The organism is Ruegeria sp. S84, assembly GCF_056583445.1.
This window is the reverse complement of record NZ_CM152618.1, coordinates 2,393,157-2,417,298: the sequence shown is the minus strand read 5'-3', so window position 1 is coordinate 2,417,298 and position 24,142 is coordinate 2,393,157. Positions and strand designations below refer to the sequence as shown.

Annotated in this window: 25 protein-coding genes and 1 tRNA gene; 16 read left to right on the top strand and 10 right to left on the bottom strand. The window is 57.2% G+C overall.

Annotated elements, in window-relative coordinates:
- Positions 1-43: 43 nt before the first annotated feature.
- Positions 44-1,711 carry an energy-dependent translational throttle protein EttA gene (gene ettA, locus AC1DFB_RS12125; RefSeq protein ID WP_480921349.1) on the bottom strand — a complete coding sequence of 556 codons (1,668 nt, stop codon included), beginning with the start codon at positions 1,709-1,711 and terminating at the stop codon, positions 44-46.
- Positions 1,712-1,849: 138 nt separating this feature from the next.
- Between ettA and AC1DFB_RS12120 the strand changes: the two genes are divergently transcribed.
- From AC1DFB_RS12120 to dacB, 3 genes are all read left to right on the top strand, one after another.
- Positions 1,850-2,320, top strand: a complete 471-nt coding sequence (locus AC1DFB_RS12120; protein WP_480921348.1) for an MOSC domain-containing protein — start codon at positions 1,850-1,852, stop codon at positions 2,318-2,320.
- 32 nt (positions 2,321-2,352) lie between these two features.
- Entirely contained in the window at positions 2,353-2,973 is a 621-nt protein-coding gene (locus AC1DFB_RS12115; RefSeq protein WP_170408276.1) for a nicotinate-nucleotide adenylyltransferase, read from the top strand.
- 67 nt (positions 2,974-3,040) lie between these two features.
- On the top strand, positions 3,041-4,519 hold the full coding sequence (gene dacB, locus AC1DFB_RS12110; RefSeq protein WP_480921347.1) for a D-alanyl-D-alanine carboxypeptidase/D-alanyl-D-alanine endopeptidase: 1,479 nt from the start codon (positions 3,041-3,043) through the stop codon (positions 4,517-4,519).
- On the opposite strand, the gene AC1DFB_RS12105 is transcribed toward dacB, so the two are convergent.
- Both AC1DFB_RS12105 and AC1DFB_RS12100 read right to left on the bottom strand, forming a co-directional pair.
- A complete protein-coding gene (locus AC1DFB_RS12105) occupies positions 4,516-4,938 on the bottom strand; it encodes a tellurite resistance TerB family protein (protein WP_170395941.1) in 423 nt (140 codons plus the stop codon). The genes dacB and AC1DFB_RS12105 overlap by 4 nt on opposite strands.
- A gap of 325 nt (positions 4,939-5,263) precedes the next feature.
- Positions 5,264-6,163, bottom strand: a complete 900-nt coding sequence (locus AC1DFB_RS12100) for a LysR family transcriptional regulator (RefSeq protein WP_480921346.1) — start codon at positions 6,161-6,163, stop codon at positions 5,264-5,266.
- Between the two features lie 157 nt (positions 6,164-6,320).
- Between AC1DFB_RS12100 and AC1DFB_RS12095 the strand changes: the two genes are divergently transcribed.
- A complete protein-coding gene (locus AC1DFB_RS12095) occupies positions 6,321-7,895 on the top strand; it encodes an arylsulfatase (protein ID WP_480921345.1) in 1,575 nt (524 codons plus the stop codon).
- 93 nt (positions 7,896-7,988) lie between these two features.
- On the opposite strand, the gene AC1DFB_RS12090 is transcribed toward AC1DFB_RS12095, so the two are convergent.
- Positions 7,989-8,738 carry an SDR family oxidoreductase gene (locus AC1DFB_RS12090; RefSeq protein WP_480921344.1) on the bottom strand — a complete coding sequence of 250 codons (750 nt, stop codon included), beginning with the start codon at positions 8,736-8,738 and terminating at the stop codon, positions 7,989-7,991.
- 118 nt (positions 8,739-8,856) lie between these two features.
- On the opposite strand from AC1DFB_RS12090, the gene AC1DFB_RS12085 reads away from it, so the two are divergent.
- From AC1DFB_RS12085 to AC1DFB_RS12070, 4 genes are all read left to right on the top strand, one after another.
- Positions 8,857-9,735 carry a LysR substrate-binding domain-containing protein gene (locus AC1DFB_RS12085; RefSeq protein ID WP_480921343.1) on the top strand — a complete coding sequence of 293 codons (879 nt, stop codon included), beginning with the start codon at positions 8,857-8,859 and terminating at the stop codon, positions 9,733-9,735.
- 237 nt (positions 9,736-9,972) lie between these two features.
- A complete protein-coding gene (locus AC1DFB_RS12080) occupies positions 9,973-11,547 on the top strand; it encodes a lysine--tRNA ligase (RefSeq protein WP_480921342.1) in 1,575 nt (524 codons plus the stop codon).
- A gap of 48 nt (positions 11,548-11,595) precedes the next feature.
- The gene (locus AC1DFB_RS12075; RefSeq protein WP_170512952.1) at positions 11,596-11,997 is read left to right on the top strand and encodes a DUF4864 domain-containing protein; all 402 of its coding nucleotides are present in this window, start codon (positions 11,596-11,598) and stop codon (positions 11,995-11,997) included.
- A gap of 136 nt (positions 11,998-12,133) precedes the next feature.
- Complete coding sequence (locus AC1DFB_RS12070) at positions 12,134-14,419, top strand: glycosyl hydrolase family 28-related protein (RefSeq protein ID WP_480921341.1); 2,286 nt, start codon at positions 12,134-12,136, stop codon at positions 14,417-14,419.
- A 38-nt stretch (positions 14,420-14,457) separates the two neighbouring features.
- Here AC1DFB_RS12070 and AC1DFB_RS12065 read toward each other — a convergent pair whose 3' ends face one another.
- Entirely contained in the window at positions 14,458-15,120 is a 663-nt protein-coding gene (locus AC1DFB_RS12065) for a hypothetical protein (RefSeq protein ID WP_170408267.1), read from the bottom strand.
- A 155-nt stretch (positions 15,121-15,275) separates the two neighbouring features.
- Here AC1DFB_RS12065 and AC1DFB_RS12060 point away from each other — a divergent pair, with 155 nt between their 5' ends.
- The 4 genes from AC1DFB_RS12060 (at position 15,276) to AC1DFB_RS12045 (ending at position 17,342) form a co-directional block, all read left to right on the top strand.
- The gene (locus AC1DFB_RS12060) at positions 15,276-15,602 is read left to right on the top strand and encodes an antibiotic biosynthesis monooxygenase family protein (RefSeq protein ID WP_170395957.1); all 327 of its coding nucleotides are present in this window, start codon (positions 15,276-15,278) and stop codon (positions 15,600-15,602) included.
- Positions 15,603-15,667: 65 nt separating this feature from the next.
- Positions 15,668-16,075 (top strand): universal stress protein, encoded by a 408-nt coding sequence (locus AC1DFB_RS12055; protein ID WP_480921340.1) that lies wholly within the window; start codon positions 15,668-15,670, stop codon positions 16,073-16,075.
- A 72-nt stretch (positions 16,076-16,147) separates the two neighbouring features.
- Positions 16,148-16,591 carry an excalibur calcium-binding domain-containing protein gene (locus AC1DFB_RS12050; protein WP_480868930.1) on the top strand — a complete coding sequence of 148 codons (444 nt, stop codon included), beginning with the start codon at positions 16,148-16,150 and terminating at the stop codon, positions 16,589-16,591.
- A 397-nt stretch (positions 16,592-16,988) separates the two neighbouring features.
- Positions 16,989-17,342, top strand: a complete 354-nt coding sequence (locus AC1DFB_RS12045) for an MmcQ/YjbR family DNA-binding protein (RefSeq protein ID WP_170423840.1) — start codon at positions 16,989-16,991, stop codon at positions 17,340-17,342.
- Positions 17,343-17,347: 5 nt separating this feature from the next.
- On the opposite strand, the gene AC1DFB_RS12040 is transcribed toward AC1DFB_RS12045, so the two are convergent.
- Positions 17,348-18,055: an ORF6N domain-containing protein gene (locus AC1DFB_RS12040; protein ID WP_480921339.1), complete on the bottom strand. Its 708-nt coding sequence runs from the start codon at positions 18,053-18,055 to the stop codon at positions 17,348-17,350.
- A 214-nt stretch (positions 18,056-18,269) separates the two neighbouring features.
- Between AC1DFB_RS12040 and AC1DFB_RS12035 the strand changes: the two genes are divergently transcribed.
- Positions 18,270-18,347 (top strand) — tRNA-Arg (locus AC1DFB_RS12035).
- A gap of 102 nt (positions 18,348-18,449) precedes the next feature.
- Here AC1DFB_RS12035 and AC1DFB_RS12030 read toward each other — a convergent pair.
- Both AC1DFB_RS12030 and AC1DFB_RS12025 read right to left on the bottom strand, forming a co-directional pair.
- On the bottom strand, positions 18,450-18,932 hold the full coding sequence (locus AC1DFB_RS12030) for a GNAT family N-acetyltransferase (protein WP_480921338.1): 483 nt from the start codon (positions 18,930-18,932) through the stop codon (positions 18,450-18,452).
- A gap of 13 nt (positions 18,933-18,945) precedes the next feature.
- Positions 18,946-19,257 carry an ETC complex I subunit gene (locus AC1DFB_RS12025; protein ID WP_170395965.1) on the bottom strand — a complete coding sequence of 104 codons (312 nt, stop codon included), beginning with the start codon at positions 19,255-19,257 and terminating at the stop codon, positions 18,946-18,948.
- A gap of 153 nt (positions 19,258-19,410) precedes the next feature.
- Here AC1DFB_RS12025 and AC1DFB_RS12020 point away from each other — a divergent pair, with 153 nt between their 5' ends.
- The 3 genes from AC1DFB_RS12020 (at position 19,411) to AC1DFB_RS12010 (ending at position 23,069) form a co-directional block, all read left to right on the top strand.
- Positions 19,411-19,881, top strand: a complete 471-nt coding sequence (locus tag AC1DFB_RS12020) for an SRPBCC family protein (RefSeq protein ID WP_480921337.1) — start codon at positions 19,411-19,413, stop codon at positions 19,879-19,881.
- Positions 19,882-19,958: 77 nt separating this feature from the next.
- Entirely contained in the window at positions 19,959-22,145 is a 2,187-nt protein-coding gene (gene uvrB / locus AC1DFB_RS12015; protein WP_480921336.1) for an excinuclease ABC subunit UvrB, read from the top strand.
- A gap of 9 nt (positions 22,146-22,154) precedes the next feature.
- Positions 22,155-23,069: an abortive infection family protein gene (locus AC1DFB_RS12010; RefSeq protein ID WP_480921335.1), complete on the top strand. Its 915-nt coding sequence runs from the start codon at positions 22,155-22,157 to the stop codon at positions 23,067-23,069.
- A gap of 108 nt (positions 23,070-23,177) precedes the next feature.
- Here the strand turns inward: AC1DFB_RS12010 and AC1DFB_RS12005 are convergent, their stop codons facing one another.
- Both AC1DFB_RS12005 and AC1DFB_RS12000 read right to left on the bottom strand, forming a co-directional pair.
- Positions 23,178-23,429, bottom strand: a complete 252-nt coding sequence (locus AC1DFB_RS12005; protein WP_480921334.1) for a hypothetical protein — start codon at positions 23,427-23,429, stop codon at positions 23,178-23,180.
- 62 nt (positions 23,430-23,491) lie between these two features.
- The gene (locus tag AC1DFB_RS12000; protein ID WP_170408258.1) at positions 23,492-23,734 is read right to left on the bottom strand and encodes a TFIIB-type zinc ribbon-containing protein; all 243 of its coding nucleotides are present in this window, start codon (positions 23,732-23,734) and stop codon (positions 23,492-23,494) included.
- Between the last annotated feature and the right edge of the window lie 408 nt (positions 23,735-24,142).

Here is a 24,142-nt window from a genome sequence, read left to right as displayed (position 1 = left end):
ATCCCCAATTCTGCTTTTTCAGCAATACAGCTGCCACCCAGCCTCACCGCGCAAACTTCTTATGCTTCAATCGCTTGGGCTCCAGCGCGTCCGGTCCCAGACGGCGTTTTTTGTCCTCTTCGTAGTCCTCGAAGTTGCCCTCGAACCACTCCACATGGGCATCGCCCTCGAAGGCCAGAATATGCGTGCAAATCCGGTCAAGGAAGAAGCGGTCGTGGGAGATCACCACGGCGCAGCCGGCGAAATCGACCAGCGCGTCTTCCAGTGCGCGCAGGGTTTCAACGTCCAGGTCGTTGGTTGGTTCGTCGAGCAGCAGGACGTTGCCGCCCTCTTTCAGCAGGCGGGCCATGTGGACACGGTTGCGCTCACCACCCGACAGTAGAGAGACCTTCTTCTGCTGGTCGCCACCCTTGAAGTTAAACGACGAGCAATAGGCGCGGGAATTGACCTGCGCGTCGCCCAGTTGGATGATCTCGGCGCCGCCGGTGATCGCCTCCCACACGGTGTCGTTGTCTTTGAGGTCATCGCGGGACTGGTCGACATAGGACAGCTCGACCGTGTCGCCCAGCGTGATGGTGCCGCTGTCGGGCTGTTCCTGACCGGTGAGCATCTTGAACAGGGTCGATTTACCGGCACCGTTGGGGCCGATGACGCCGACGATGCCGCCGGGTGGCAGGGCAAAGTCCAGCCCTTCGATCAGTTGCTTGTCGCCCATGTGTTTCGACAGGCCCTCGACCTCGATCACCTTGCCGCCAAGGCGCTGGCCGTTGGGGATGACGATCTGGGCACGGGTCAGCTTTTCGCGTTCGGACTGTTCGGCCAGCTCATTATAGGCGTTGATCCGGGCTTTGGATTTGGCCTGACGGGCTTTCTGGCCCTGACGCATCCATTCCAATTCACGTTGCAGGGTCTTCTGCTTGGACTTGTCCTCGCGGGCTTCCTGCTCCAGCCGTTTGGCCTTTTGTTCCAGCCATGCGGAGTAATTGCCTTCGTACGGAATACCGCGGCCGCGGTCGAGTTCGAGGATCCAGCCGGTGATGTCATCCAGGAAATACCGGTCGTGGGTGACGATCAGGATGGTGCCCTTGTAGTCGATCAGGTGCTGTTGCAGCCAGGCGATGGTCTCGGCGTCCAGGTGGTTGGTCGGTTCGTCCAAGAGCAGCATGTCGGGCGCTTCCAGCAGCAGCTTGCACAGCGCCACGCGGCGTTTCTCACCGCCCGAAAGGTTGGCGATGTTTGCATCGTCTGGCGGGCAGCGCAGCGCTTCCATCGAGACATCGATCTGACTGTCGAGGTCCCACAGGTTTTCCGCGTCGATCGCGTCCTGCAGGGTGGTCATTTCCTCCATCAGCTCATCCGTATAGTTCTCGGCGATCTCCATGGCAATCTCGTTGAACCGGTCGACCTTGGCTTTTTTCGCGGCCACGCCCAGCATGACGTTTTCGCGGACGGTCAGCGTTTCGTCCAGTTGCGGTTCCTGCGGCAGATAGCCGACCTTGGCGCCCTCGGCCGCCCATGCCTCACCGGTGAAGTCCGTGTCGAGGCCCGCCATGATCTTCATCAGCGTCGATTTACCTGCGCCGTTGACGCCGACGACACCGATTTTCACGCCGGGCAGAAAGCTGAGGTGGATGTTTTCAAAGCACTTTTTGCCACCGGGATAGGTCTTGGAGACATCCTGCATGTGGTAGACATATTGATAGGCGGCCATGTCGCGTCCTCTGGGTCGGGGAAATCAAGTTGGAACGCTGGATATCCGAGGCGAGCGGGCGGGGCAAGCTGGTGGTATTGTGAATTTTCTGTGGTCGTTTGATCCGGTAGAACCAACACGACAAGGAGTGGTGGGGTTTTGGCAGAACTTGCGGAACTGATTGCCGGTTGGGCGCAACCGGGCCGGGTGACATGGATCGGTTTACGTCCCGGCCGCAGAGCGGAAATGGATGGGCGCAACGATGTTTGGGTCTCAGCCGATGGGCTCGACGGCGACCGCAGCCGGGCGGGCAAGCGGGCGGTGACTTTGATCCAGCAGGAACATCTGGCGGCGATTGGCTCTTATCTGGGGCAGGGATCGGTTATGCCTGAGATCCTGCGGCGCAATCTGGTGGTTTCGGGGATCAATCTGGCGGCGCTAAAGGGGCGGGAGGTGCAGGTGGGGGAGGCCGTTTTGCGCTTTACCGTGATCTGCGCTCCATGCAGTCGGATGGAGGAGGCGTTGGGCAAAGGCGGCTATTCTGCTGTGCGGGGGCATGGGGGTTGGTGTGCCGAAGTAGTGCAGCCGGGGCAAGTCAGGCTTGGCGATGTGGTGCAGCCGATTGATTGACAACACCTCTCAGTTCTGAACATCAGCAGAGGATGGAACGCAGTACCATTCCATATGCGGGGCCCGGGCAGGTCGTGGGGTTGTTCGGAGGGTCATTTGATCCTCCGCATCAAGGTCATGTGCATGTGACGCGCGAAGCGATGAAGGCGTTCGGGCTGGATCGGGTGTGGTGGCTGGTGTCGCCGGGCAATCCGTTGAAGGAGCGGGGGCCTGCGCCTTTGGCGCGGCGGGTTGCGGCGGCGCGGGACGTGATGCAGCATCCGCGCGTTGATGTGACGGATATTGAGGCGCTGACGGGGACGCGGGCGACGGCGGATACACTGGCGGCGCTGCGGCGGCTTTATCCGCAGGTTCGGTTTGTATGGCTGATGGGGGCCGACAATCTGGCGCAGTTTCACCGCTGGAAAGACTGGCGACAGATCATGGACAGCGTGCCGGTGGGCGTTGTGGCGCGGCCGGGGGATCGGATCTCGGCGCGGATGTCTCCGGCGGCTCGGCTTTATGCCAAGTACCGTATCGACGGGCAGGCGCGGCATTTGCTGGGGCGGGCGGATGCTCCGGCGTGGTGTTTTGTGAACGTGCCGATGGTTGACGTCAGTTCGACCGAGTTGCGCAATCGCGGGAATTGGAGCGATGGGGTGTTGCCCGAATGACTCCACTTGGCGCATAATCTTAATCAAGTGATTGTCTGCATTTAAGCTCTGGGATTCTAATAGACCCATGGTCGATCGAATTTCGCGTCGTTTGTTTCTGGGTGGATTAGGGGCGTCTCTGGTTCCGGGCGCAGGTCTGGCCGAGGCGCCTTCGGTGTCTCTGCGCCCTGTGCTGCGTGGCCCGCAGCCCAGCGGGGCCGAGCGACTGGTTCAGGCAGCGGGGCTGAAGGGCGAGGTTGTTTTCGCCGTGGCCGACGTGGAAACCGGAACGCCGCTGGAGGTGTTCGGCGAGGGCCAAAGCCTACCACCAGCCAGCGTCGCCAAGGCGCTGACCGCGCTTTATGCGCTGGATGTGCTGGGTCCGGAGTATCGGTTCGAAACGCGCTTGATCGCGGATGGACCGGTCGAGAATGGCCTTCTGAAAGGTGACCTGATCCTTGCGGGTGGCGGTGATCCGCTGCTGGATACAGACGCGCTGGCCACAATGGCAGCCAATCTGCGCAAGGCCGGGATCACCGAGGTGAAGGGCGCGTTCAAGGTCTATGATGGTGCGCTGCCCTACGTCTTCAGCATTGATCCGGGGCAGCCGGATCATCTGGGCTATAGCCCGTCGATCAGCGGGATTTCCCTGAATTTCAACCGTGTGCATTTCGAGTGGAAACGCGAGGGCACCGGCTATGACGTGACCATGGATGCGCGCAGCGCAAGTTACAGGCCGTCGGTGGATATGGCATCAATGCGGGTCGAGAACCGCAGCCTGCCGATCTACACCTATCAGCCAAGCGCGCGGCAGGATCGCTGGACCGTGGCCAAAGGGGCGCTGGGCAATGGCGGTGCCCGGTGGCTGCCGGTGCGCAAGCCTGCGCTTTATGCCGGGGACGTGTTCCGTACGCTGGCACGCGTGAACGGGATCATACTTGGCCGGGTGCAGGTAACGCGGCAAGCACCGCAAGGGACCGAGCTGGTGGTGCATCAGAGTGATCCGTTGGAGAGCATCCTGAAGGGGATGCTGAGATATTCGACCAATATAACCGCCGAAATGGTGGGTTTGGCGGCCACCAAGGCGCGCGGGGTTGCGCCGCAGAGCCTTGAGGACTCGGCCGCAGAAATGAACCTATGGGCGGCAGAGCGTTTTGGCGCGGATGGGATCGCGATGGTCGATCATTCCGGACTTAGCGGTTCCTCACGTATGGCCCCCGGCGGTCTGGTCAATACGCTGGTGGCGGCGGGGCAATCAGAGGAGCTGCGGCCGTTGCTTCGGTCCTTTACGCTGGCCGACAAAAACGGGCAGCCGGTCAAGGATCATCCGATCAAGGTCGACGCAAAAACGGGTACTTTGAACTTCGTCTCGGGTCTTGGCGGTTACATGACAACGGCAGATGGAGTGGATCTGGCGTTTGCGATCTTCACCGCCGACACCGCGCACCGCGCCACGATCCCGCGTGCGTCGCGCGAGCGCCCGGACGGCGCGCGGGCCTGGAACCGACGGTCTCGCAAATTGCAACGCAATCTGATTGAGCGTTGGGGTGCGCTCTACGGCAGCTAGGTCGTATGCCGCGCCCGTGCCCCGCGTTCGATAGCGGCAGCGTGCAGGCGGTCGATGCTCAGCTCGTACCGGATTTCTTCCAGCAGTCGCAATTCGGTTTCGGCGAGAGTGCCGTCAGCGGCGGCGACATCACAGGCCAGCGCGTAGGCGGTTTCGTTCAGGCGTTCGGGCAGGTTGTCACGGATCAGTCCGAACAGGGCATCCAGCCCGTCCACCTGCTCAAACAAATCAAACACGATCTGCGAGACGCGGCGGGTTCGGTCGATGTCGTAGCCTGCAAACACCGGCAGCATGTTGACCGCGCCTTCGATCTTGACCAGCTCTGCGGTTCGGATGTTCTCGTCCGAAGCGGAAATCGCCACCATGATCGCCACAAGGCAATCCTGCGGGGACATCGGATGTGGGGTTTGCTCGGTCATGGTGTCGTCCTGAATGAAACGTTTGTTGCCGCACGATAGGAGCGGGTGCAAGGAGGTTCAACTGGTAGTTTTGGGGTGCAATGAATGCGATCGATGAGGGTGGGTGATTTCGGCTGCGATGTAAACGTCCGTTGAGAGCTTACACCTGCCGTCGACCAGGCTTCTATTCTTTGCATGTGCTGCGCGTCGCGAACCAAGCATTTCGGACTTTCACCGCCAGCATTCCAAAGCAGAACTTCGCCAAGTTAATTGGCCATACGGAAACGACCAGGCACTAGCTAAGATGCGTTTCAGTTGGGCGTTTTTCTATGCCTTGCACCGCCGGTCATGCCCGATATTTAGCAAGCTCACTCCAGAATAATTCTACAGCATCCGAAGTGTTCTGTGACTTACGCGCTGCGCAGATGTTCCACGTAAGGTTCTGTGCCATAGACACGGGTTTCACCGTCTTTGCATGGATCAGATCCGCAAATGTGTCCGCCATCCCTCCCAGGATGTAGTCCGGTTCTGCCAACAATCCGGTCAGGAGGTTGTAGTCGTCGCATTCGATATGCGGCTGTGCATTCACCTTTTCGACGGCTTCAGCACCGCCACCAAGTGCTTTTGTCAAAGCGGCTTTCCAGTGTTTGTGGAGATGCGGAGATGCAAAGGGAAAATCGAATATGCCCGCCATCGTTTGCGGGCCACGCTGATGAATCTCATGGTCGCGATGTGCCACAAACTGGATTTGTTGTTTCTCCATCACCATAATCTCGACGTTGTCAGCTTCGGGTGTGTAGGTCAGGTCACCGAGGAACATGTCGAACTTTCCCGCCTGCAACAAATCAAGCGGTCGTGCGTAGGCGCTTACCAGAATTCGGAAGCGAAGATCAGGCATCACTTGCCGCACTGATCGCAGGGCGGGCAGGATGAGGGTTCTCGTGGTCAGAGGCCCGCAACCGATCAGCAAAGTGCCCGGCCCGGTTTCGCGCAAAGCGGCCACGCGCGTTGCATACTGGTTCAGGTCTTCGCGCAGCGCCTGGGCGATTGGCAAGAACTCCTGCCCTGCGCGTGTCAGAGTGCTGTTGTTTCGGCTTCGATGAAACAAAACAAGCCCCGTATAGTCCTCGGCCTGCCCGACATAGCGGGACAATGATGCGTTGGACACACCCATCGCACGGGCAGCATTTTGGAAACTGCCGATTTCAGCCAATGTAAGAAAAGCGGTCAAAGAGTTTTCGTTCATCATGCCGTCAAACACATTTCAGGTTTTGCTCTTTAGATTTCACAATATGAAATTCCGGTAAAGCTCTGTTGCGACGCGAAAGTTTCGACCGCTATCCCTGATCGGACTTTCGATATTACCTTCACCGGTATCGTCTTCTACGTTCGCAGAGGTAAAAATGTTCATTTTTCGATCTATTGTGGTTTCCGCCACGCTGGCTACAGCTTCGGTCTGTGCCCTGCCAGTTTTGGCCGAAACCGACCAGCCCAATATCCTTGTCATCATGGCCGACGATGTCGGCTGGGCCAGTCTGGGCAGCTATCATCAGGGTGTGAAAAGTATCAAAACCCCCAACCTTGACCAGCTTGCTGCGGATGGTATGCGCCTTACGGACTACTATGCACAGCCAAGCTGCACCGCAGGGCGATCTGCCTTTATCACCGGACAATTGCCTGTTCGGACGGGGATGCACACAGTCGGGCTGCCCGGAGATCCGGAAAAAGGTCTGAATGAAAAAGACCCTACTCTGGCCAACATCCTTAAATCTCTAGGCTACACCACCGGGCAATTTGGCAAAAATCACTTGGGCGATATGAACAAGTTTCTGCCAACTGTGAAAGGTTTCGATGAATATTGGGGCTGGCTCTACCACCTGAATGCGATGGAATACACCTCTGACCCCGATTGGCCCAAAGATCAGAAATTCAACGACACATTTGGCCCACGGAACATCATCCACGCTTATGCCACGGATACAATTGATGAAACCGTAGATCCACGCTGGGGGCTGGTTGGAAAGCAGCGTATAATAGACGATGGCCCAGCTCCGCCCGAACGGCAAAAAACGCTCGACGATGAGGTGACGGCCCATACTCTGGACTTCATCAACCGCGCGGTCGATAGCGACACGCCCTTCTTTGTCTGGATGGCCCCGGCCCGAGCGCATGTCTGGACACATTTGAGCCCCGAATACGAGGCGATGCTGGGCGACGGGCGCGGTTTGCAGGATGTCGTAATGAAAGAGCTTGACGACAACGTGGGCAAGGTCATGGCCCGTCTGGACGAACTTGGCATCTCGGACAACACTATTGTAGTCTTCACCTCGGATAACGGCCCCGAAACCATGACTTGGCCTGACGGTGGAACAACACCGTTCCGAGGCGAAAAAGGTACGACATGGGAAGGCGGCTTCCGCGTTCCTGCTATCATTCGCTGGCCCGGAAGAGTTTCCGCCGGGACCGTAAGCAACGGTATTTTTGCTGGTCTTGACTGGATGCCTACCCTCGTCGCCGCCGCCGGAGGACCTGACGATCTGCCTGGATCACTACTGAAGGGCTATGAGGGCTATCAGGTGCATCTGGATGGTTACAACCAACTGCCTTTCCTGACTGGTAAAGGTGAGAGCAACCGGGACGAGATTATCTACTATGAAGGTCCGGACCTGCAAGCGGTACGCCATGGTGATTGGAAAGCACATTTCACGATACAAACCGAAGGATGGGCAGGTCCAAAAGAGGAACTGAACGCGCCCCTGCTGTTCAACCTGCGCCGCGATCCCTATGAGAAGGCAGCTGAGGAATCGGGGATGTATACCCGTTGGATGGGCAACAAAATGTGGGCCTTTGGCCCTGCTGCCAAAATCGTCCAAAACCACCTGTCTACCTTCAAGGACTATCCTCCGCGGGGGTCGGACATAACCAACCAGGGCCATGTCGAAGAGCAAATATCGACCGAAGGTGGGATGTCGCAGTAGAAATCAAACCTCGGGGGGCATCACCTGTTGCCTCCCGATCTGTGTCAAGGATTTCATCGAGGGCCGCGAAAATCACGCTTCACCACCTCTTTGCTATCGCACTGCCCGGTTCATCCCGCCGTCGGACAGTATACTCTGACCGTTGATATACCGGGCTGCATCGCTGGCGAGAAACACGCAAGCCTGCCCAATTTCTTCGAACGTTGCGGGCCGCTGAGCGGGGATTTCGCGGCGTGCCTGTTCGGACAGGTTCACGTTTTCGCAGAACCCCGGCAGCAGGTTGTTCATGCGAATGTTGTGCCGTGCATATCGGTCCCCGTAAAGCTTTGAGAAACTATGCAATGCTCCACGCAGCATGCTCATGGGATAGGGCGCACGTGGCTCGATTGTGTTCATGGATGAGATATTTACGAATGCACCGCCGCCTTGTTCGATCAGAATGGGCGTGACGATACGGGCGATCTTGACGACATTTAGCACATACATGTCCAGACTTTCGTGCCATAACTCGTCGCTGAGTTCCAATAGCGGTCCGTCAAAGTCAGGATCGAAACCGACGGTTTTGATGGCTTCAGGCACCGTTCCACCGTGACCCATATTACTGACGATTGTATCAATCCGTCCATATTTGCTCATGGTGTCGTCGACCATCGCTTGCAAATCATCGACATCTAATACAGAGCCGCGACGGCCAATGCCCTCAAGTTCCTCCGCCAATTCAACCGAGCGGTTGGACGGAGACATAAGCGAAACCTTATAGCCGGCTTTCGCCATTTCAATGGCACAACCCCGGCCAATTCCCTGTCCTGTACCTGTCATCAAAGCAACTTTGGTATCGGGCATGGTATGTCCTTTCTTTGGGCGCACAGTGTGTGAGGTTTATTGATCTGTGGTCAGTGTAACTGCCGGAAACAAAGCAGACCTATCGAGTTTTGGGGACAATGCTGTTAGGTTTTCTCACATGCCGGAGAACCTTAGACATCTACGTGCCCTTCAGGCCTTTGATGAAACCGCAACCCACTCCAGCCTGTCCAAGGCAGCAGATGTTCTGAACGTCACCCACGGGGCGATCAGTCGGCAAATTAAGCTGCTGGAACTGCATCTTGGCGTAACGCTTTTTCATCGCCGCCCAAATGGGGTTGAACTGACCAGTGCCGGGGAGCTTCTGCATCAATCGACGCGCGGGGCATTTTCGGTGTTGCAACTGGGCGTGATGGAGGTGAAGCGGCTGCATCACCGCCAGTCGATTACGGTGTCGTTGTCAACATCGCTGGCGCTTAAATGGCTTGTCCCGTTGCTCAGTTCATTTCAGCAAGAACATCCGGGTATCGCGTTGCTGCTGGACACAAATGATCGATTTGCGGATTTTGATGCGTCTGAGGTCGATGTCGCCCTGCGGTTCGGGGAACCCGGTTGGGACGGGCTCTATCATGAGCAGATAAGACAAGAGGACCTGATTGTTGTAGCAGCGCCATCCCTTGTTGGTAAAACCCGACTGCCGATGCCTGCCGAGAATGTGGCTGATCTTCCACTCTTGCATGATGCCTACAATGTCGGATGGGAAAGCTGGGCTGCGCAGGTAGGGCTGGGCGCTGACCGGATCAATTCACAGAGCATCAAGTACGTGGACAGCGCGGTTCTGTTGGAGGCTGCGATTGACGGGCAAGGTGTAGCGTTGGCAAGACATCTCTTGGCGGAGAGGGATTTGGAACTTGGTCGCTTGATCCGCCTCGATGAAAGCCGGGTTCCATTGGATCGGGGGCTCTACTTCGTCTGCCGCCCCGGCGATCAGGAACGGGTCACCGTGAGAATTTTCAGGAAATGGCTTATGTCGATTTAATCTTTTTGCCTTGGTTGCAAATCCGCGAGAGCGATCAACAGACTACGTTTTTCAGAATGCCGCAATGCCCCGTGCTGCGGACACTTGTAACCAAGACCAGATATGGATTGCACGCCGTTCATGCGCATAGAGGCATGAAAATCACCACCCTTTATTGACTCATACTGCACCTGCACAATAACAGGGGCCGGTCCGGGCGCATGGGGTGTCTGGCACGTTTCCCGATGGAGTATCCAAATGTCTGACCTGCGTGAAACCGCGATGACGTCCAAGGCGTGGCCGTTTGAAGAGGCGCGGCGGTTGCTCAAACGGTATAAGCAGGGCGCTCCGGAGAAGGGATATGTGCTGTTTGAGACGGGCTATGGCCCATCAGGTCTGCCGCATATCGGCACCTTTGGTGAGGTGGCGAGGACCACGATGGTCAAGCGCGCGTTTGAGGCGCTGTCGGATATCCCGACCAAGCTGATCTGTTTCTCGGACGATCTGGATGGGATGCGGAAAGTGCCCAGCAATGTGCCGAACCCCGAGGCGCTGCAGGATTATCTGCAATGTCCGCTGACCTCGGTGCCGGACCCGTTTGGTGAATATGACAGCTTTGGTGAGCATAACAATGCGATGCTGCGCCGGTTCCTCGATACTTTCGGGTTCGAGTATGAGTTCTATTCGGCGCGTGAGTTTTACCGCTCGGGCCAGTTCGACGAGATCCTGAAGCGCGCCGTTGACAAGTATGACGACGTGATGGCCATCATGCTGAAAAGCCTGCGCGAAGAACGTCAGCAGACCTACTCGATCTTCCTGCCGATCCATCCCGAGACCGGGCGGGTTCTGTATGTGCCGATGAAGAAGGTTTGCGCCGATACCTACACTGTCACCTTCGATGACGAGGATGGCAAGGAATGGACGCTGCCCGTGACTGGCGGCAATGTGAAGCTGCAGTGGAAGCCTGATTTTGGCGCGCGCTGGGCCGCTTTGGGCGTTGATTTCGAAATGTATGGCAAGGAACATGCCACCAACGAGAAGATCTATGACGCGATCTGCCGGGCTTTGGGAGGTCGTGCGCCTGAGCATTTCTCGTATGAACTGTTCCTCGATGAGAACGGCCAGAAGATTTCGAAGTCGTCGGGCAATGGTGTTTCGATCGATGAATGGCTGACCTATGCGCCCACCGAGTCGCTGGCCTATTTCATGTATCAAAAGCCCAAGACCGCGAAGCGGATGCATTTCGATGTGATCCCAAAGGCGTATGATGAATATCATCAACAGTTGCGGGCCTATCCGGGACAGGACCTGAAGGCTCAGCTGAATAATCCCGTCTGGCATATCCATGGTGGCGACGTTCCGGAATCCACCCTGATGGTTCCGTTTGCGATGCTGTTGAACCTGGCGTCCGTGTCTGGGGCCGAGGACAAGGAGGCGCTGTGGGGCTTTATCCGCCGTTATGCGCCCGAGGCCACTGCCGAGACCCATCCCGATCTGGATCAGGCGGCGGGCTTTGCAGTGAGGTACTTCAACGATTTCGTCAAGCCGACGCGCCAGCATCGCGCGCCGACGGATCAGGAGCGTGAGGCGCTGGAAGCATTGAGGGCGGCCTTGGAAGCCTATGACGGGCCGATGGAAGACGAGGCACTGCAATCGGTGGTCTATTCCATCGGGCGTGAGCGGTTCGATCCGATGCGCGGCTGGTTCACGGCACTTTACGAAGTGCTGTTGGGGGCGTCGCAAGGGCCTCGGTTTGGTGGGTTCATCGCGCTTTATGGCGTGCCGGAGACGATTGCTCTGATCGACAAGGCGCTGGCCGGGGAATTAGTCTGATTTGACCTGATCCAGTGTGGGGCTACCCTTGCATCAGGAGGTGGCCCCATGCGTCGACTATTGCTTGCTGTATCCCTGAGTGCCGGACTGGCATCCGGAGCTTTTGCTCAGAGTGACGAGATTGAGGCCAATATCTCGGCGCAGATTCAGGCCTTCAAGGCGGATGACTTTGCCACCGCCTTCACCTTTGCCAGCCCCAATATCCAGCGGCTGTTCGGCGATCCCGAGAATTTCGGGACCATGGTGCGCCGCGGCTATCCTATGGTTTGGCGGCCTGCGGATGTGAGGTTTCTGGAGCTGCGCGAGATTAGCGGAGCCCTGTGGCAGAAGGTCATGATCACTGATGGTGACGGACGGGTGCATCTGCTGGACTACCAGATGATCCAGCAGGAAAACGGCTGGAAGATCAACGGTGTACAGTTGCTGGGCAATTCTGACCCGGCGGCCTGAGGCAACACCACCGTCACGGTGGTAAGAGCCGCGCTTAATTCCTTTTCGATACTCAGACCCATGCGTTTGGGCTCAGGGCCCGGACGTTATCGGGTTTTGGCGCGCGTGCTTGGCGCGATTGGGAAAGGGATTTTACATGAACAAGGCAATCACCGACGGCATCGTGTTCATGCCGCCCGCCTATGCGGCTGGTCTTGGGGTCTGGTCCAGTGGCGACGGCACGCCGGGCTCTCCGACCTATGAGGGGTCGGGCACGGGGGTGTTCGTTCCGGCGGATGCGGATTTCGCAGGCTGTCTGGAGATTTATAAGACGGCAGAACCGCAGCGGCTGCGCTATATGGGGCAAACACCTTTTTTGCCGGGCTGCTATCTGCAGATCAAGGCGCGGGTGAAGGCGATCAGCGGGCCGCTTCCCGAGGTGCGGATTGCCGGCTGGGCCGGAGGAGCCGGAGATGCGCACGTGGACGGATTGGCCGAGCAGGGTCCGGCGGTGCAGCTGACCGGCTATGGCACCGTGCATGAGGTGACGGCCATCGTGGGCACGGGCCTGCGCCCCGGCGTGGACATGCCATGGGGCAATGCGGCGCTTTATGGACACTTTGGTTTGGATATCGAAGGCACCAACGGCGCGGTGGTGCGGGTGGATGATATCGAGATCACCGATGTGACCTCGGTCTTCCTGCGCGATTTGATTGGTCTGGTCGACGTGCGCGATTTCGGCGCTGTGGGTGACGGGGTCACCGATGACTCGGCAGCGTTTGAGGCGGCGGATCAGGCAGCGAACGGGCGCAAGGTTTATATTCCGCAAGGTGAGTTCCGGCTGGAAGAGAACACTAACATGGCGTCCGAGGTCGCATTTGACGGCACCGTCACGATGCCGGTCGACAAAATGCTGCTGCTGACCAAGAATTTCGATCTGCCCACCTATATCACCGCCTTTGGTGATGAAATGCTGGCGTTTAAAAAGGCGTTTCAGGCGTTGCTGAACAGCTCGGACCATGAATCGCTGGATCTGGGCGGGCGCAAGATCGCAGTGACCGAGCCCATCGATATGGCGGCAGCAGTGCCGAACCGGACGGGCTATGCCACCCGTCGAGTGGTGCGCAACGGGCAGTTTGACGTCAAAAGTAGCTCGAATTGGGATACCGAAACCTTCACCTCGGTCGCGACCTACAGCCCGTCTGATCCTGATACGCTGACCAACGTGGCCAATGTGGTGAATATACCGGTGGGTTCGCTGGTCACCGGCAGCGGGGTCGGGCGTGAGGTTTATGTGCGGTCGAAAAACGAAAGCACCGGTGAAATCACGCTGAGTGCGCCGACTTATGATGCCGCAGGGACGCAGACCTTCACCTTCACATCGTTCAAGTACCTGCTAGATTTCAGCGGTTTCAGTGCGCTGCAGAAGTTCAACATGGAAGGGATCGAGTTCCAGTGTAACGGTCGGTGCAGCGCGATCCGGCTGTCTCCGGGCGGGAACACTTTTGTACTGAAAGACTGTTTCATCAGTCGCCCGAAGGACCGGGGTATCACATCAATCGGGCGCGGATGTCAGGGGATGCTGATCGATGGCTGTCAGTTCCTATCGACCGAGGAAAGTCTGGACGTGCCGGACCGAAGCTCAATCGCGCTGAACGCCAATGCCAACGACGTCAAGCTGCGCCACAACCGGGCCACGCGGTTCCATCATTTCGCGGTGCTGAGCGGCGACAACAATCTGGTGCTGGGCAACCACTTCTTCCAGGGCGACAACGTCGCGAACGGGGTGCGCAACGCCGGGTTGGTGATCATCGGCGGCTATAACAGTTCGTCCATCGCCGAGAACTATGTCGATAACTGTTTTATCGAATGGACCAACGAGCACGATGCCAACCCGGATTACTTCACCAGCTTCTCGTTCAGCGCGCTGAGCATCACGGATAACATCTTTTATGCCAGCGATGTTGCCCCCTGGTTCAGCTATCTGGTGATCCGCCCCCATGGCACAGGGCATTTCTTGAACGGGCTGACCGTCACCGGCAACAAGTTCCGTGTCAACAACGTGCGGATCGACCGAGTGGACCGGGTCGATACCAGTTTTGCCGATCTCGACCCGGAAAGGCACAAGAGGGTGTGTTTCGAGAACAATACGTTTCACGGCATCGATACGCCTTGCGCCAATCCATTGCGGCTGCAGCACACGCAAAGCTCACCGTCATCAGCCTGGACCGTCAGTTCGCAGGGCCAATTGCCGTTCGGGGGCAGGGCGCGCGGGTGTGATGCGGTTGTTGCCCTGGGAAGCCTCAGGACATCGTTGAATGCGGTGCGCTATACCGCGCCATATGTCGAGTTGCGACAGGGATCGGGCCAGAGCGATATCCGCCTGCGCTGGTCCGAAAGCTTGCGTGGTGCGGTTTCGACCATTCTGCGGATTGATACCTGATTGATGTGGTGGGCCGCCTGAATGTAGGCGGCCCATCTTTAATAGCTGCGCCACAATCCAAATTTGATCCCGATGTTATCATCAGCCGAATTGCGCTCGGCACCCAGAATCCAGGTGAGTCTGCCCGTCTTTGGGCGATACATCAGCGAAGGTCGCACCCTCCAGTACCATGGTCGGTCCGAAACATAAGAAGTTTCGATCTGCAGGAGCGGGTCAAACCGTCGACCCGAGGACAGACCGGCCGTGAAATCCAATTTGCGGATCACTGCCTCATGGGTGCGGTTTTCGAGCGCTGCGTCGACATTGATCCATCCGCCTCCCAATCCGGTTTGAATGCTTTTGCCGTAGGAAAGTGTTGCTTTGTACATTGCCCAACTACTGTACTGGCGATGGTGCGCGCCAACGCCGAACTCGGCCGCCAGACGCCCTGCTGACCCCATGTCTGCAACCGGCACGCGTGCAAAGACCAGCGCGTGCCCATACAAATCCTGATGCTCCTCGGCATCCAGTCCGATCGTGAGTTTCGGCCGCAATCCCCACTCGGTATAAAGCGAGGATTTGTACTTGTAGACGTCTTCCTCTTTGAAAGCGGTCACAGATAACGCGGTGAAGCTTGACCCCTTCTCGCGGAGCCACGCACCGGACCATGCCGGAGTGCACACCATAAAAAGCAGCGGAATGACGAGAACCAGACGAGCCATGGGGGCAGCATCGGCAGACATGGTTAACGGATGGTTAGTTTCTTGTTCATCTTTGAGGAAGATTTTTTGATCCAAAAACATTGTCTATGTGCAGGAAAAGGGTGGCGTTTTCAAAAGCTGTGCTAGGCTCGGGTCAGCTATAAAGGAGGAGCCTTATGCCGCAGATTTCCAAAACCAACAGCTATCAGACTGTCATCACCACCTTCGAGATGACCCCCGGAACCTGCCAGGACCTTCTTGAGGCGCTGACCGATGCTTATGCCGAGTTCATTTCGAAACAGCCGGGTTTCATTTCAGCCGGATTGCATGTGAATGATGCCCAGACGCGGATTGCCAATTATTCACAATGGGAGCGTCGGGAGGATTTCCTGGCGATGTTGCGCACACCGGAAATGCGAGAGCGGAATCGCAGGGTTAACGAGCTGTGCAAGAGCTTTGAACCCGTGATGTACGACGTCGCCGAGACATTCGGTGAGACCTGATCTGAGTCAATGCACGGCCGCCACCGGTCGCGCAGTATAGCGGCACAACTACGGAGGCGCGAGCCATGTATCATAACATTCTTGTTCCCATTTCCTTTGATGCCGAACGGGACAGCTCGGCAGCGTTGAAGCTGGCAGAACTACTGTCGACGCCCGAGGCTGCGGTTACGCTGCTGCATGTGGTAGAGCACATTCCGGATTATGCGATCTCGTACATGCCCGCCGAGTATCTGTCCGAAGCCCGCAAGGCCATCCAGACCGAGCTTGATGCTCTGGCGGCGCGCGTCCCGAATGCGAAGGGGCAGGTGGTTGAAGGCCATTCCGGGCGAACGATTCTGGACTGGGCCGAAGTGAATAAGCCTGACCTGATCATCTTGGCTTCGCACCGCCCGGGGATGCAGGACCTGTTGTTGGGTTCAACCGCGACCCATGTGGTGCGCCACGCCAAATGTGCCGTGCATGTGGTGCGATAAGGTCGAGCTTTTTCCAAGCCGACCCCGATTGCGGCCATGGCTTTGCCACATACCGCGTGTAAGACCTATGGCATGACAACCGGGAAACAAACGAAAGACACCGATCCGAACCCTCGTCTTACACGGCGGCAACGGCGGGCAGACGCGTTGCGCAGGCAGGCTCTGTCTCCGGTGCGTATTCTACTGATGGTGCTGGCCTTGCCCTTAACCACAGGAATGATCGCAATCGGTGTCTACCTGCGCGTTTCAGACTACGAACGTCATGAAGCGGTGATCCATCTGATGGCACTGGCCGGGTGTGATGCTGTAGAGATGCTGGGATTCGGGCCTTTTCGCGAAGGAAGGCCCGGATATCATAAGCGCAATGACCCCGATGGCGATGGTGTCGCCTGTGGCTCGTTTGCCTTGCAGAAACCACGCAATGTCGCGATGCCGGGAGATATCCAAGCCAATCCCCGGAATCTTCAGACCCCGAAACAGCGCACTGTCGGAACGGCAAAGTTTTTGAAGCCTTGAATCGGTGGGGGGCGAAATCTTGAAAAGATTTCGGGGCGCTTTCTTTTCAAGAAAGCGTTGCGTGGCTCAGGTGAGCCAACGCACGGGTGCGCGGTTGCAGAAGATTACGATCTGGCCCGAGTTTTCCGCCACTTGATAACCGCGACGATTGATTTCGGCCATAAAACGCTCCATCCCGGCAAATCGCTCTATATCGCGCGCCTTGCGACGGATTACGCCACCTTGCTGCACCGCCTTGGAGGCGAATAGATCACTGAGCCAAACCTCAGGCGAGAGGGGAGAATTGCAGTTATACATCACCTATGATTTGGCGCAGCTAGGTTAATGCCGGGTAAAGAAAGTTGCACCCGCAAAGCGGGTCTTGCCTTGTCCTGACCAGAGCGCCACAGTCGCCGCGATGACTCGTGATGAATTCAATGCCTTTTGCTCGGACCTCAAAGCCACCAGCCATGTCGTGCAGTGGGGCAACGCAGATGTCTGGAAAGTAGGCGGCAAAGTCTTTGCCATCTGTGGTTGGAACGACGGAAAGGATGCGTTTACCTTCAAGGCTACCGATCTTGCCTTTGAGGTCCTCGGAGATGAGCCAGGTATCCGCCCAGCGCCCTATCTGGCATCGCGAGGTATGAAATGGCTGCAGGTTTACGATGAACGTGGCATGAGCGACGCGTCGCTGCGAGATCATATTGTAATCTCATACGATCTGGTCGTAGCTAAGCTGACCAGAAAGGCGCGGGCAGAGCTGGGCCTTTAAGGCGGTCAGTCTTTCATGGCGTGCAGCAGCTCAAGCAGTTTTTTCCGGTCATCATCGTCGGCATAGTCTCCGCTGGCCAGCCGTTCGGCGATGCTCAGGCGCAGACGGTCATGTTGTGTGCGAACCTCTTCGCCCGCCGTTTCAGCGAGGGTCTTCATGATCACTGCCACCGCCTGCTGCCGTTTGGTGGTGGGATTGGCGATGTAGTCCACAAGGCTTTGCTGTCCGGAATCAAGGATGTTTTCGGCCAGATCACGCAGTTGATCCCCATTTGGAAGCAACGGCGTAGGGGCATCTTGCGGTGGCATAATCTCAGGCGGGTTGCGCGGGGTTTCCGCTAGCGCATTGGTGCCGTCAACAAAGGCTTCGGTGATCATCCGCGTGATCCTGATCGCGCGCGGATCTTTAAACAAAGTCGAGGCAATAGCTACGCCGTAGTCGGTATAGACCCACGGATTGACCCGTCGGCCACCGCGGCCTTCGGGTTTTGAGATCACATTCTGTGATTGCAAATCCGCGACCTCTGCGTCGGAAAGCTGAAAGCGGTAGCCTTCGAACAGATCCTTATTGCGCGAGACGGCCTGATTGAAGGCGCTGACGGATTTTCCGTAAAACTGTGCCAGATCTTCTGCCAGAACCACGCGTACACCGCGCACCCGATGAATGGCGTTTTGGACCTCTTGAGGGCTTGGAAGGTTTTGCGGGTTCGTCATCATATCCGTTCGGAATCACAATTTGTGATTTCAAACGTGACGCAGGGCGCGCTGGGCTGCAAGTTTGAACTGCAGGTAGGTTCGATGTCTCTTGCCGAGAGGTTTGCCAGATTCGGCCAATACCCTGATGGAAATAACCTTTTTGAAAGAACAAGCTTGCCCTCTATCAAGTTGACAATCCTAATGGATTGACTGATACAAACGGAACAAGACCGGGCCGTTAGCTCAGCTGGATTAGAGCAGGGAACTTCTAATTCTCAGGTCGGGGGTTCGAGTCCTCCACGGCTCGCCATTTTTTCAGATGTTTTTCGAAACGGGGCAAGGGTACGGCCCTTATATCTGAATTCAAAGCGGTCGGTCAGACTGCACCACGCGGGTGCTTTCAGCTTTTCCCTCAGCGTTTTGGGCTGGTCGTAAGGTCCAACCGCATAAACGCGCTGTTTGGATCGGCGTCATAGCCATAAATCGGACCGCAATAGGAATATCCCAATGTTTCATATAGCTTGCGTGCTGCGTCATATTCCGAGAGATGATTTGCGCCAGTTTCCAGGACAAGTGCGGAAACGCCCTCGGCTCGGGCCAGATCGGCAAGATGGTTCATGATCACACGCGCCAATCCTCGGCCGCGCGCAGCAGCAACCACGTGCACCGATTTAACTTCGGCAGTGCCATCCGGCAGCGCCTTAAGCGCACCACAACCCAAGGGCTTACCCGCCTCATAAATAGCCCAAAAGCGAATGCCCGGCTCGCGTAGGGCATCAATGTCCAGCGTATGATTTGAGGTTTGCGGTGTCGCGTCCCAGCTATGGGCGAGATGCGCTTGAATGATCGGGCGCAGATCCTTGGCGCCGGGGTCTGCTTGGCGGATGTCGATCATTCACTGGGCCTTGTCAGTGGGTCCAGGGAGCGCGCCGGTCGGTGGCGAAATTCTCACCATAGCCGCGCGCCCGCAGGTTCGGCTTGCGCTTGTGCGGCTCGCATACCTGCGCGTCGATACCGTTGTCTTTGGCATAGTCCAGCGCCTCTTCCTTGGTATCGAACTTCAGACGCACCTGCGTTTGGGTGTCATTGGACGAGGTCCAGCCCATCAGCGGATCGACCTCACGCGCAGAAGCCGGGGCGTATTCCAGAACCCATTTGCGGGTTTTGGCCATCCCCGAGGTCATCGCGTTTCGCGAAGGCTGGTAAATCCGTGCGCGCATGTCGCCTCTCCGTACTCACTTGGTGGGCTTGTTTATGCGTCAGAGCGCGCGCCGGGACAAGATGACAATTGTCGCGGGTCGCATGGACTGCCTAATGACAGGTATTGTCATTAGTTCGGGGTAGATAGCGCGCAGACGTAAAAGGACAGCAGGATGCTTCACCAAGAACGCCACCTCGACATCAACGCCCGACCCAATGAGATTTGGGCCATCCTCCGCCGCTTTATGCATATCGATGAGTTTGCCCCGCAGGTGACATCGGTTGATGCTTTGACTGCCGGATCGGATGGTGTTGGGTCACAGCGCCGGTGTCACTTCGCGAACGGCACATCATTGGTCGAAGAGGTGACGGATTGGCAGGTTGACCGCGGCTACACCGTGCGGTTGTCGCAGATGGCGATGCCTCTGCGCGAAGCACAGGCGGCGATTGCCATCACACGGCTGTCCGACACGCGCAGCCGTGTTATCTGGAGTATGGATTTTCGTATGAAATATGGACCGTTGGGCTGGTTAATGGGACAAACCCTGTTGAAGATCATGATGGGCCGCGTGCTGGCCGAGAACCTGTCGGCCTTGGCGGCGAAGGTTCAAACGCACCGCGACGCCCAACCCCGGACCGCTTAGCTGAAAATGAATCCAGATCAGCCCTTGCAGATGGACAAAATAAGAACAAATGTAGGGGCCTGACCCGGAGCCCGCCCATGCCTTATGCCCATTCCGACAAGACTCAACTGACCGCAGACGACGTGCGCGCGCGTCTGAAACTGGAGGGCGGCAAGCAGTTCGTCATGCACACCGAGTTCGCACCGGCTGGCGACCAGCCGACGGCGATTAAAGAGCTGGCAGGTGGTGTGAATGATGGTGAGCGAGATCAGGTCCTGCTGGGTGCGACCGGGACGGGCAAGACCTTCACCATGGCCAAGGTGATTGAAGAAACGCAGCGGCCTGCGATCATCCTGGCGCCAAATAAGACGCTGGCAGCGCAGCTGTACGGGGAATTCAAGGGCTTCTTCCCAGAGAACTCGGTCGAGTATTTCGTTTCCTATTACGACTATTACCAGCCAGAAGCCTATGTGCCGCGGTCGGACACGTACATCGAGAAAGAGTCGCAGATCAACGAACAGATCGACCGGATGCGTCACTCGGCCACGCGGGCGCTGCTGGAACGCGATGACGTGATCATCGTCGCCTCGGTCTCGTGCATCTACGGTATCGGTTCGGTCGAGACCTATGGAGCGATGACACAGGATCTGAAGGTGGGTCATGAGTATGACCAGAGGCAGGTGATGGCTGATTTGGTTGCCCAACAGTACCGCCGCAACGATCAGGCTTTCCAGCGCGGGTCCTTCCGGGTGCGTGGCGATTCCCTGGAAATCTGGCCGGCCCACCTTGAGGACCGTGCTTGGAAATTCTCGTTCTTCGGCGAGGAACTGGAAACCATCACCGAGTTCGACCCGCTGACCGGCGAACGCGCGGCAACGATGGAGCAGGTGCGGGTCTATGCGAATTCGCACTACGTCACGCCGAAGCCAACAATGAACCAAGCGATCATTGGGATCAAAAAGGAACTCCGCATCCGGTTGGACCAGCTGGTTGGCGAGGGCAAGCTGCTGGAAGCTCAAAGGCTGGAACAGCGTACGAACTTCGATCTGGAAATGCTTGAGGCCACCGGCGTTTGTAACGGGATCGAGAACTACTCACGCTTCCTCACGGGCCGTGCGCCGGGCGAACCGCCGCCAACCCTGTTCGAATTCATCCCCGACAACGCCATTGTCTTCGCCGATGAATCCCATGTCAGTGTCCCGCAGATCGGCGGCATGTACCGTGGCGACTATCGGCGCAAGTTCACGCTGGCCGAACACGGGTTCCGCCTGCCGTCCTGCATGGACAATCGACCTTTGAAGTTCGAGGAATGGGACGCCATGCGCCCGCAATCCGTCTTTGTCTCGGCCACCCCGGCGAAGTGGGAGATCGAACAGACCGGCGGTGTCTTCACCGAACAAGTGATCCGCCCCACGGGTCTACTGGACCCAGAGGTTGAAATCCGCCCGGTGTCGATGCAGGTGGACGACCTTCTGGACGAGGTGCGCAAGGTGGCCGCCAACGGATTCCGCACGCTGGTGACAACGCTGACCAAACGCATGGCCGAGGACCTGACCGAATACCTGCACGAACAGGGCATCAAAGTGCGCTACATGCACTCGGACATCGACACGCTGGAACGCATCGAAATCCTGCGCGACTTGCGGCTGGGGGCGTTCGATGTGCTGGTCGGCATCAACCTGCTCCGCGAAGGGCTCGACATCCCAGAATGCGGGCTGGTCGCCATTCTGGACGCGGATAAAGAGGGTTTCCTGCGCTCGGAAACCTCGCTGATCCAGACCATCGGCCGCGCCGCGCGCAACGCCGATGGGCGGGTGATCATGTATGCCGACAAGATCACCGGCTCGATGGAGCGCGCCTTGGGCGAAACCAACCGCCGCCGCGCCAAACAGCTCGCCTATAACGAAGAACACGGCATCACGCCTGAGACCGTGAAGAAAAACGTCGAGGACGTTCTGGCCGGTCTCTACGAAGGCGATGTCGACATGAACCGCGTCACCGCCACCATCGACAAACCGATGCACGGCGCGAATCTCGAGGCGCATCTGGACGGTCTGCGCGAGAAGATGCGCAAAGCCGCCGAGAACCTCGAATTCGAAGAGGCCGCCAATATCCGGGATGAGATCAAACGTCTGGAAGCGGTCGATCTGGCCGTCGCCGACGACCCCATGGCGCGCCAATGGGCGGTCGAGAAAGCCTCGGAAGACGCGGTGAAATCGCGCGGGCGGTCAACGGCTGGCAGGCCGGGGCAGCGGGGTGGGAATGTGAAGAGACGGAAGCGGTGAAGAAGATACATGGTAAAGCTGAAGCACTCAGAGTTGAGAACTATCGATGGCCTCTTCGATATGGCCGATGGCTATCCGCTTAACTTTACCAACAAAACATTAGCTGAGTTCTTTGAGGACGAGTTGAACGAAGACATCTATGCAGATCGCTTCGCGTTTAAAGGAACATCAAAGGCCAATAGAATAAGGGCATACCTGGAGTTAGCCAGCCCGATGCAAGCGGGAAGACTCCTTCGTGCACTTTGGACTTACAAAAACCAAGAGCGTGAAGCAGAGTTTCAGCGCAACCAGCAAATGGTCGCATCCGGCTTCATGGACGTTGAGCAGTTGGAGGTTTCCCAGTTTGCGTTCTTAGACCAAGACAACGAGTTTGACGGTTTGATTGCAGCGGTGGAAGGCAGAAGTCAGAGCGAAGTTGTGTCCGCAGCTTCAATTCTTGCCAACAGCTTCAATTTTGACACCGTTGCTCTGGAAATTGAGAGAGCTAAGAACTTTGTAGATGAAGATCCAGAAGATGCGATTACAGCAGCATGTTCGTTAATTGAGAGTATTTGCCGATCTATTCTAGTCGAGCTCGAATTGCCGTTGCCGAAAGAGCTTTCAGTCAAACCGCTGTATAAAGCAGTGCGTGTACCGCTAGGCCTGGCTCCGGACAAACCAGATTTAGAACCTCAGGTCGCCGCTGATGTAAGAGCCATTCTGTCCGGTCTTTCCGCGGCAATAGAAGGGATCGGCGCCTTGCGAACACACGCTGGCGATGCGCATGGCCGCGAGAAAGGCCGTCCGAGAGTTGACACCAGAATTGCTCGTCTTTCTGTCCACACTGCGTCTGCGATCACAGTTTTTCTTATCGAAGCATGGAGCCGCCTCTATCCGGAGCGTGTTTTGCCGAACGCGGACCAAAAAACTTGCAATCAATCGTAGGATGGGTTTCCAACCCATCACTTTGGCACCCATCCTGATGCGTGATGGGGTAAAACCCCATCCTACAAACCGCGTCATAAAAAGGGCGGGAAATCCCCGCCCTGCCAATCAGCCCTTATCCCAAAGGGCAACCACATCATACCCAACCGGTGTTGGCGGGCCTTCCAGATATTCCGCAAACTGACCCCAGATCTCGGCCACTTTGGGCGCGTTTGCGTTCGAGGTCTCCTCGCTTTCCACAACCGAGATCACAAAGCCTGTGCCATCCTCGTTCATCGCATTGGTGAAACTGTGCATGCCTGGCATGCCCATGATTTCGGATTTCAAAGTGTTCAGAAAGCGTAGGATGGGTGCTCGCACCCATCTCCCACCGTGACTATACAACAACCGATAAAACCCTCTCAGATCACGGTGCCAACGTCTTAGAAGTCAAACAGCTCATCCAGAAAGCCGCCGCGTTTCTTCTTTTTCCGGTATCCGTGATCGGACCGGTCATCATAACCCCGCTGCGGCGGTGGCGGCGGCGTATGGTCGGCAGAGCGATCGATGATTTTGTCCAGCTCTCCACGGTCCAGCCACACGCCACGACATTGCGGACAATAATCAATCTCGACCCCGCTCCGCTCGGTGATTACCAGCTGAGTTCCATCAATCGGACATTGCATCAGACGCTCTCCTTTTTCTGTCCTGAACAGATGGGAGCGCGCGCAGGGTTTTTCACCCTACTGCGACCGCACGTCCCGCTATGGGCAAAGCTGTAGGGTAGAGTTGGCCCGGTCCCGCGCTGCCCCCTTCAGCATTGGAATTCACAAATTGAGGTTCCAAATGGTTGCCATGACGAACCCTAAGAAATTTCTCAGCAGCTGATGGGCGCATAGACCCATTGTCTCTGTCTTCGAGCCCTCAATGCTGGGTTGGATACTCCCCAAAACGCGATGGAAATGTGCTTAGGGCTCACCTCAAAACGCAGGCGAAACCCAAACGTGAATTGGTCTAACGAGATGCGTGCAACGAGACCGCAGAACGACCCGAGTTTGGACAAAATTCCGCCCAAAATCGTCAATAGCCGCCGC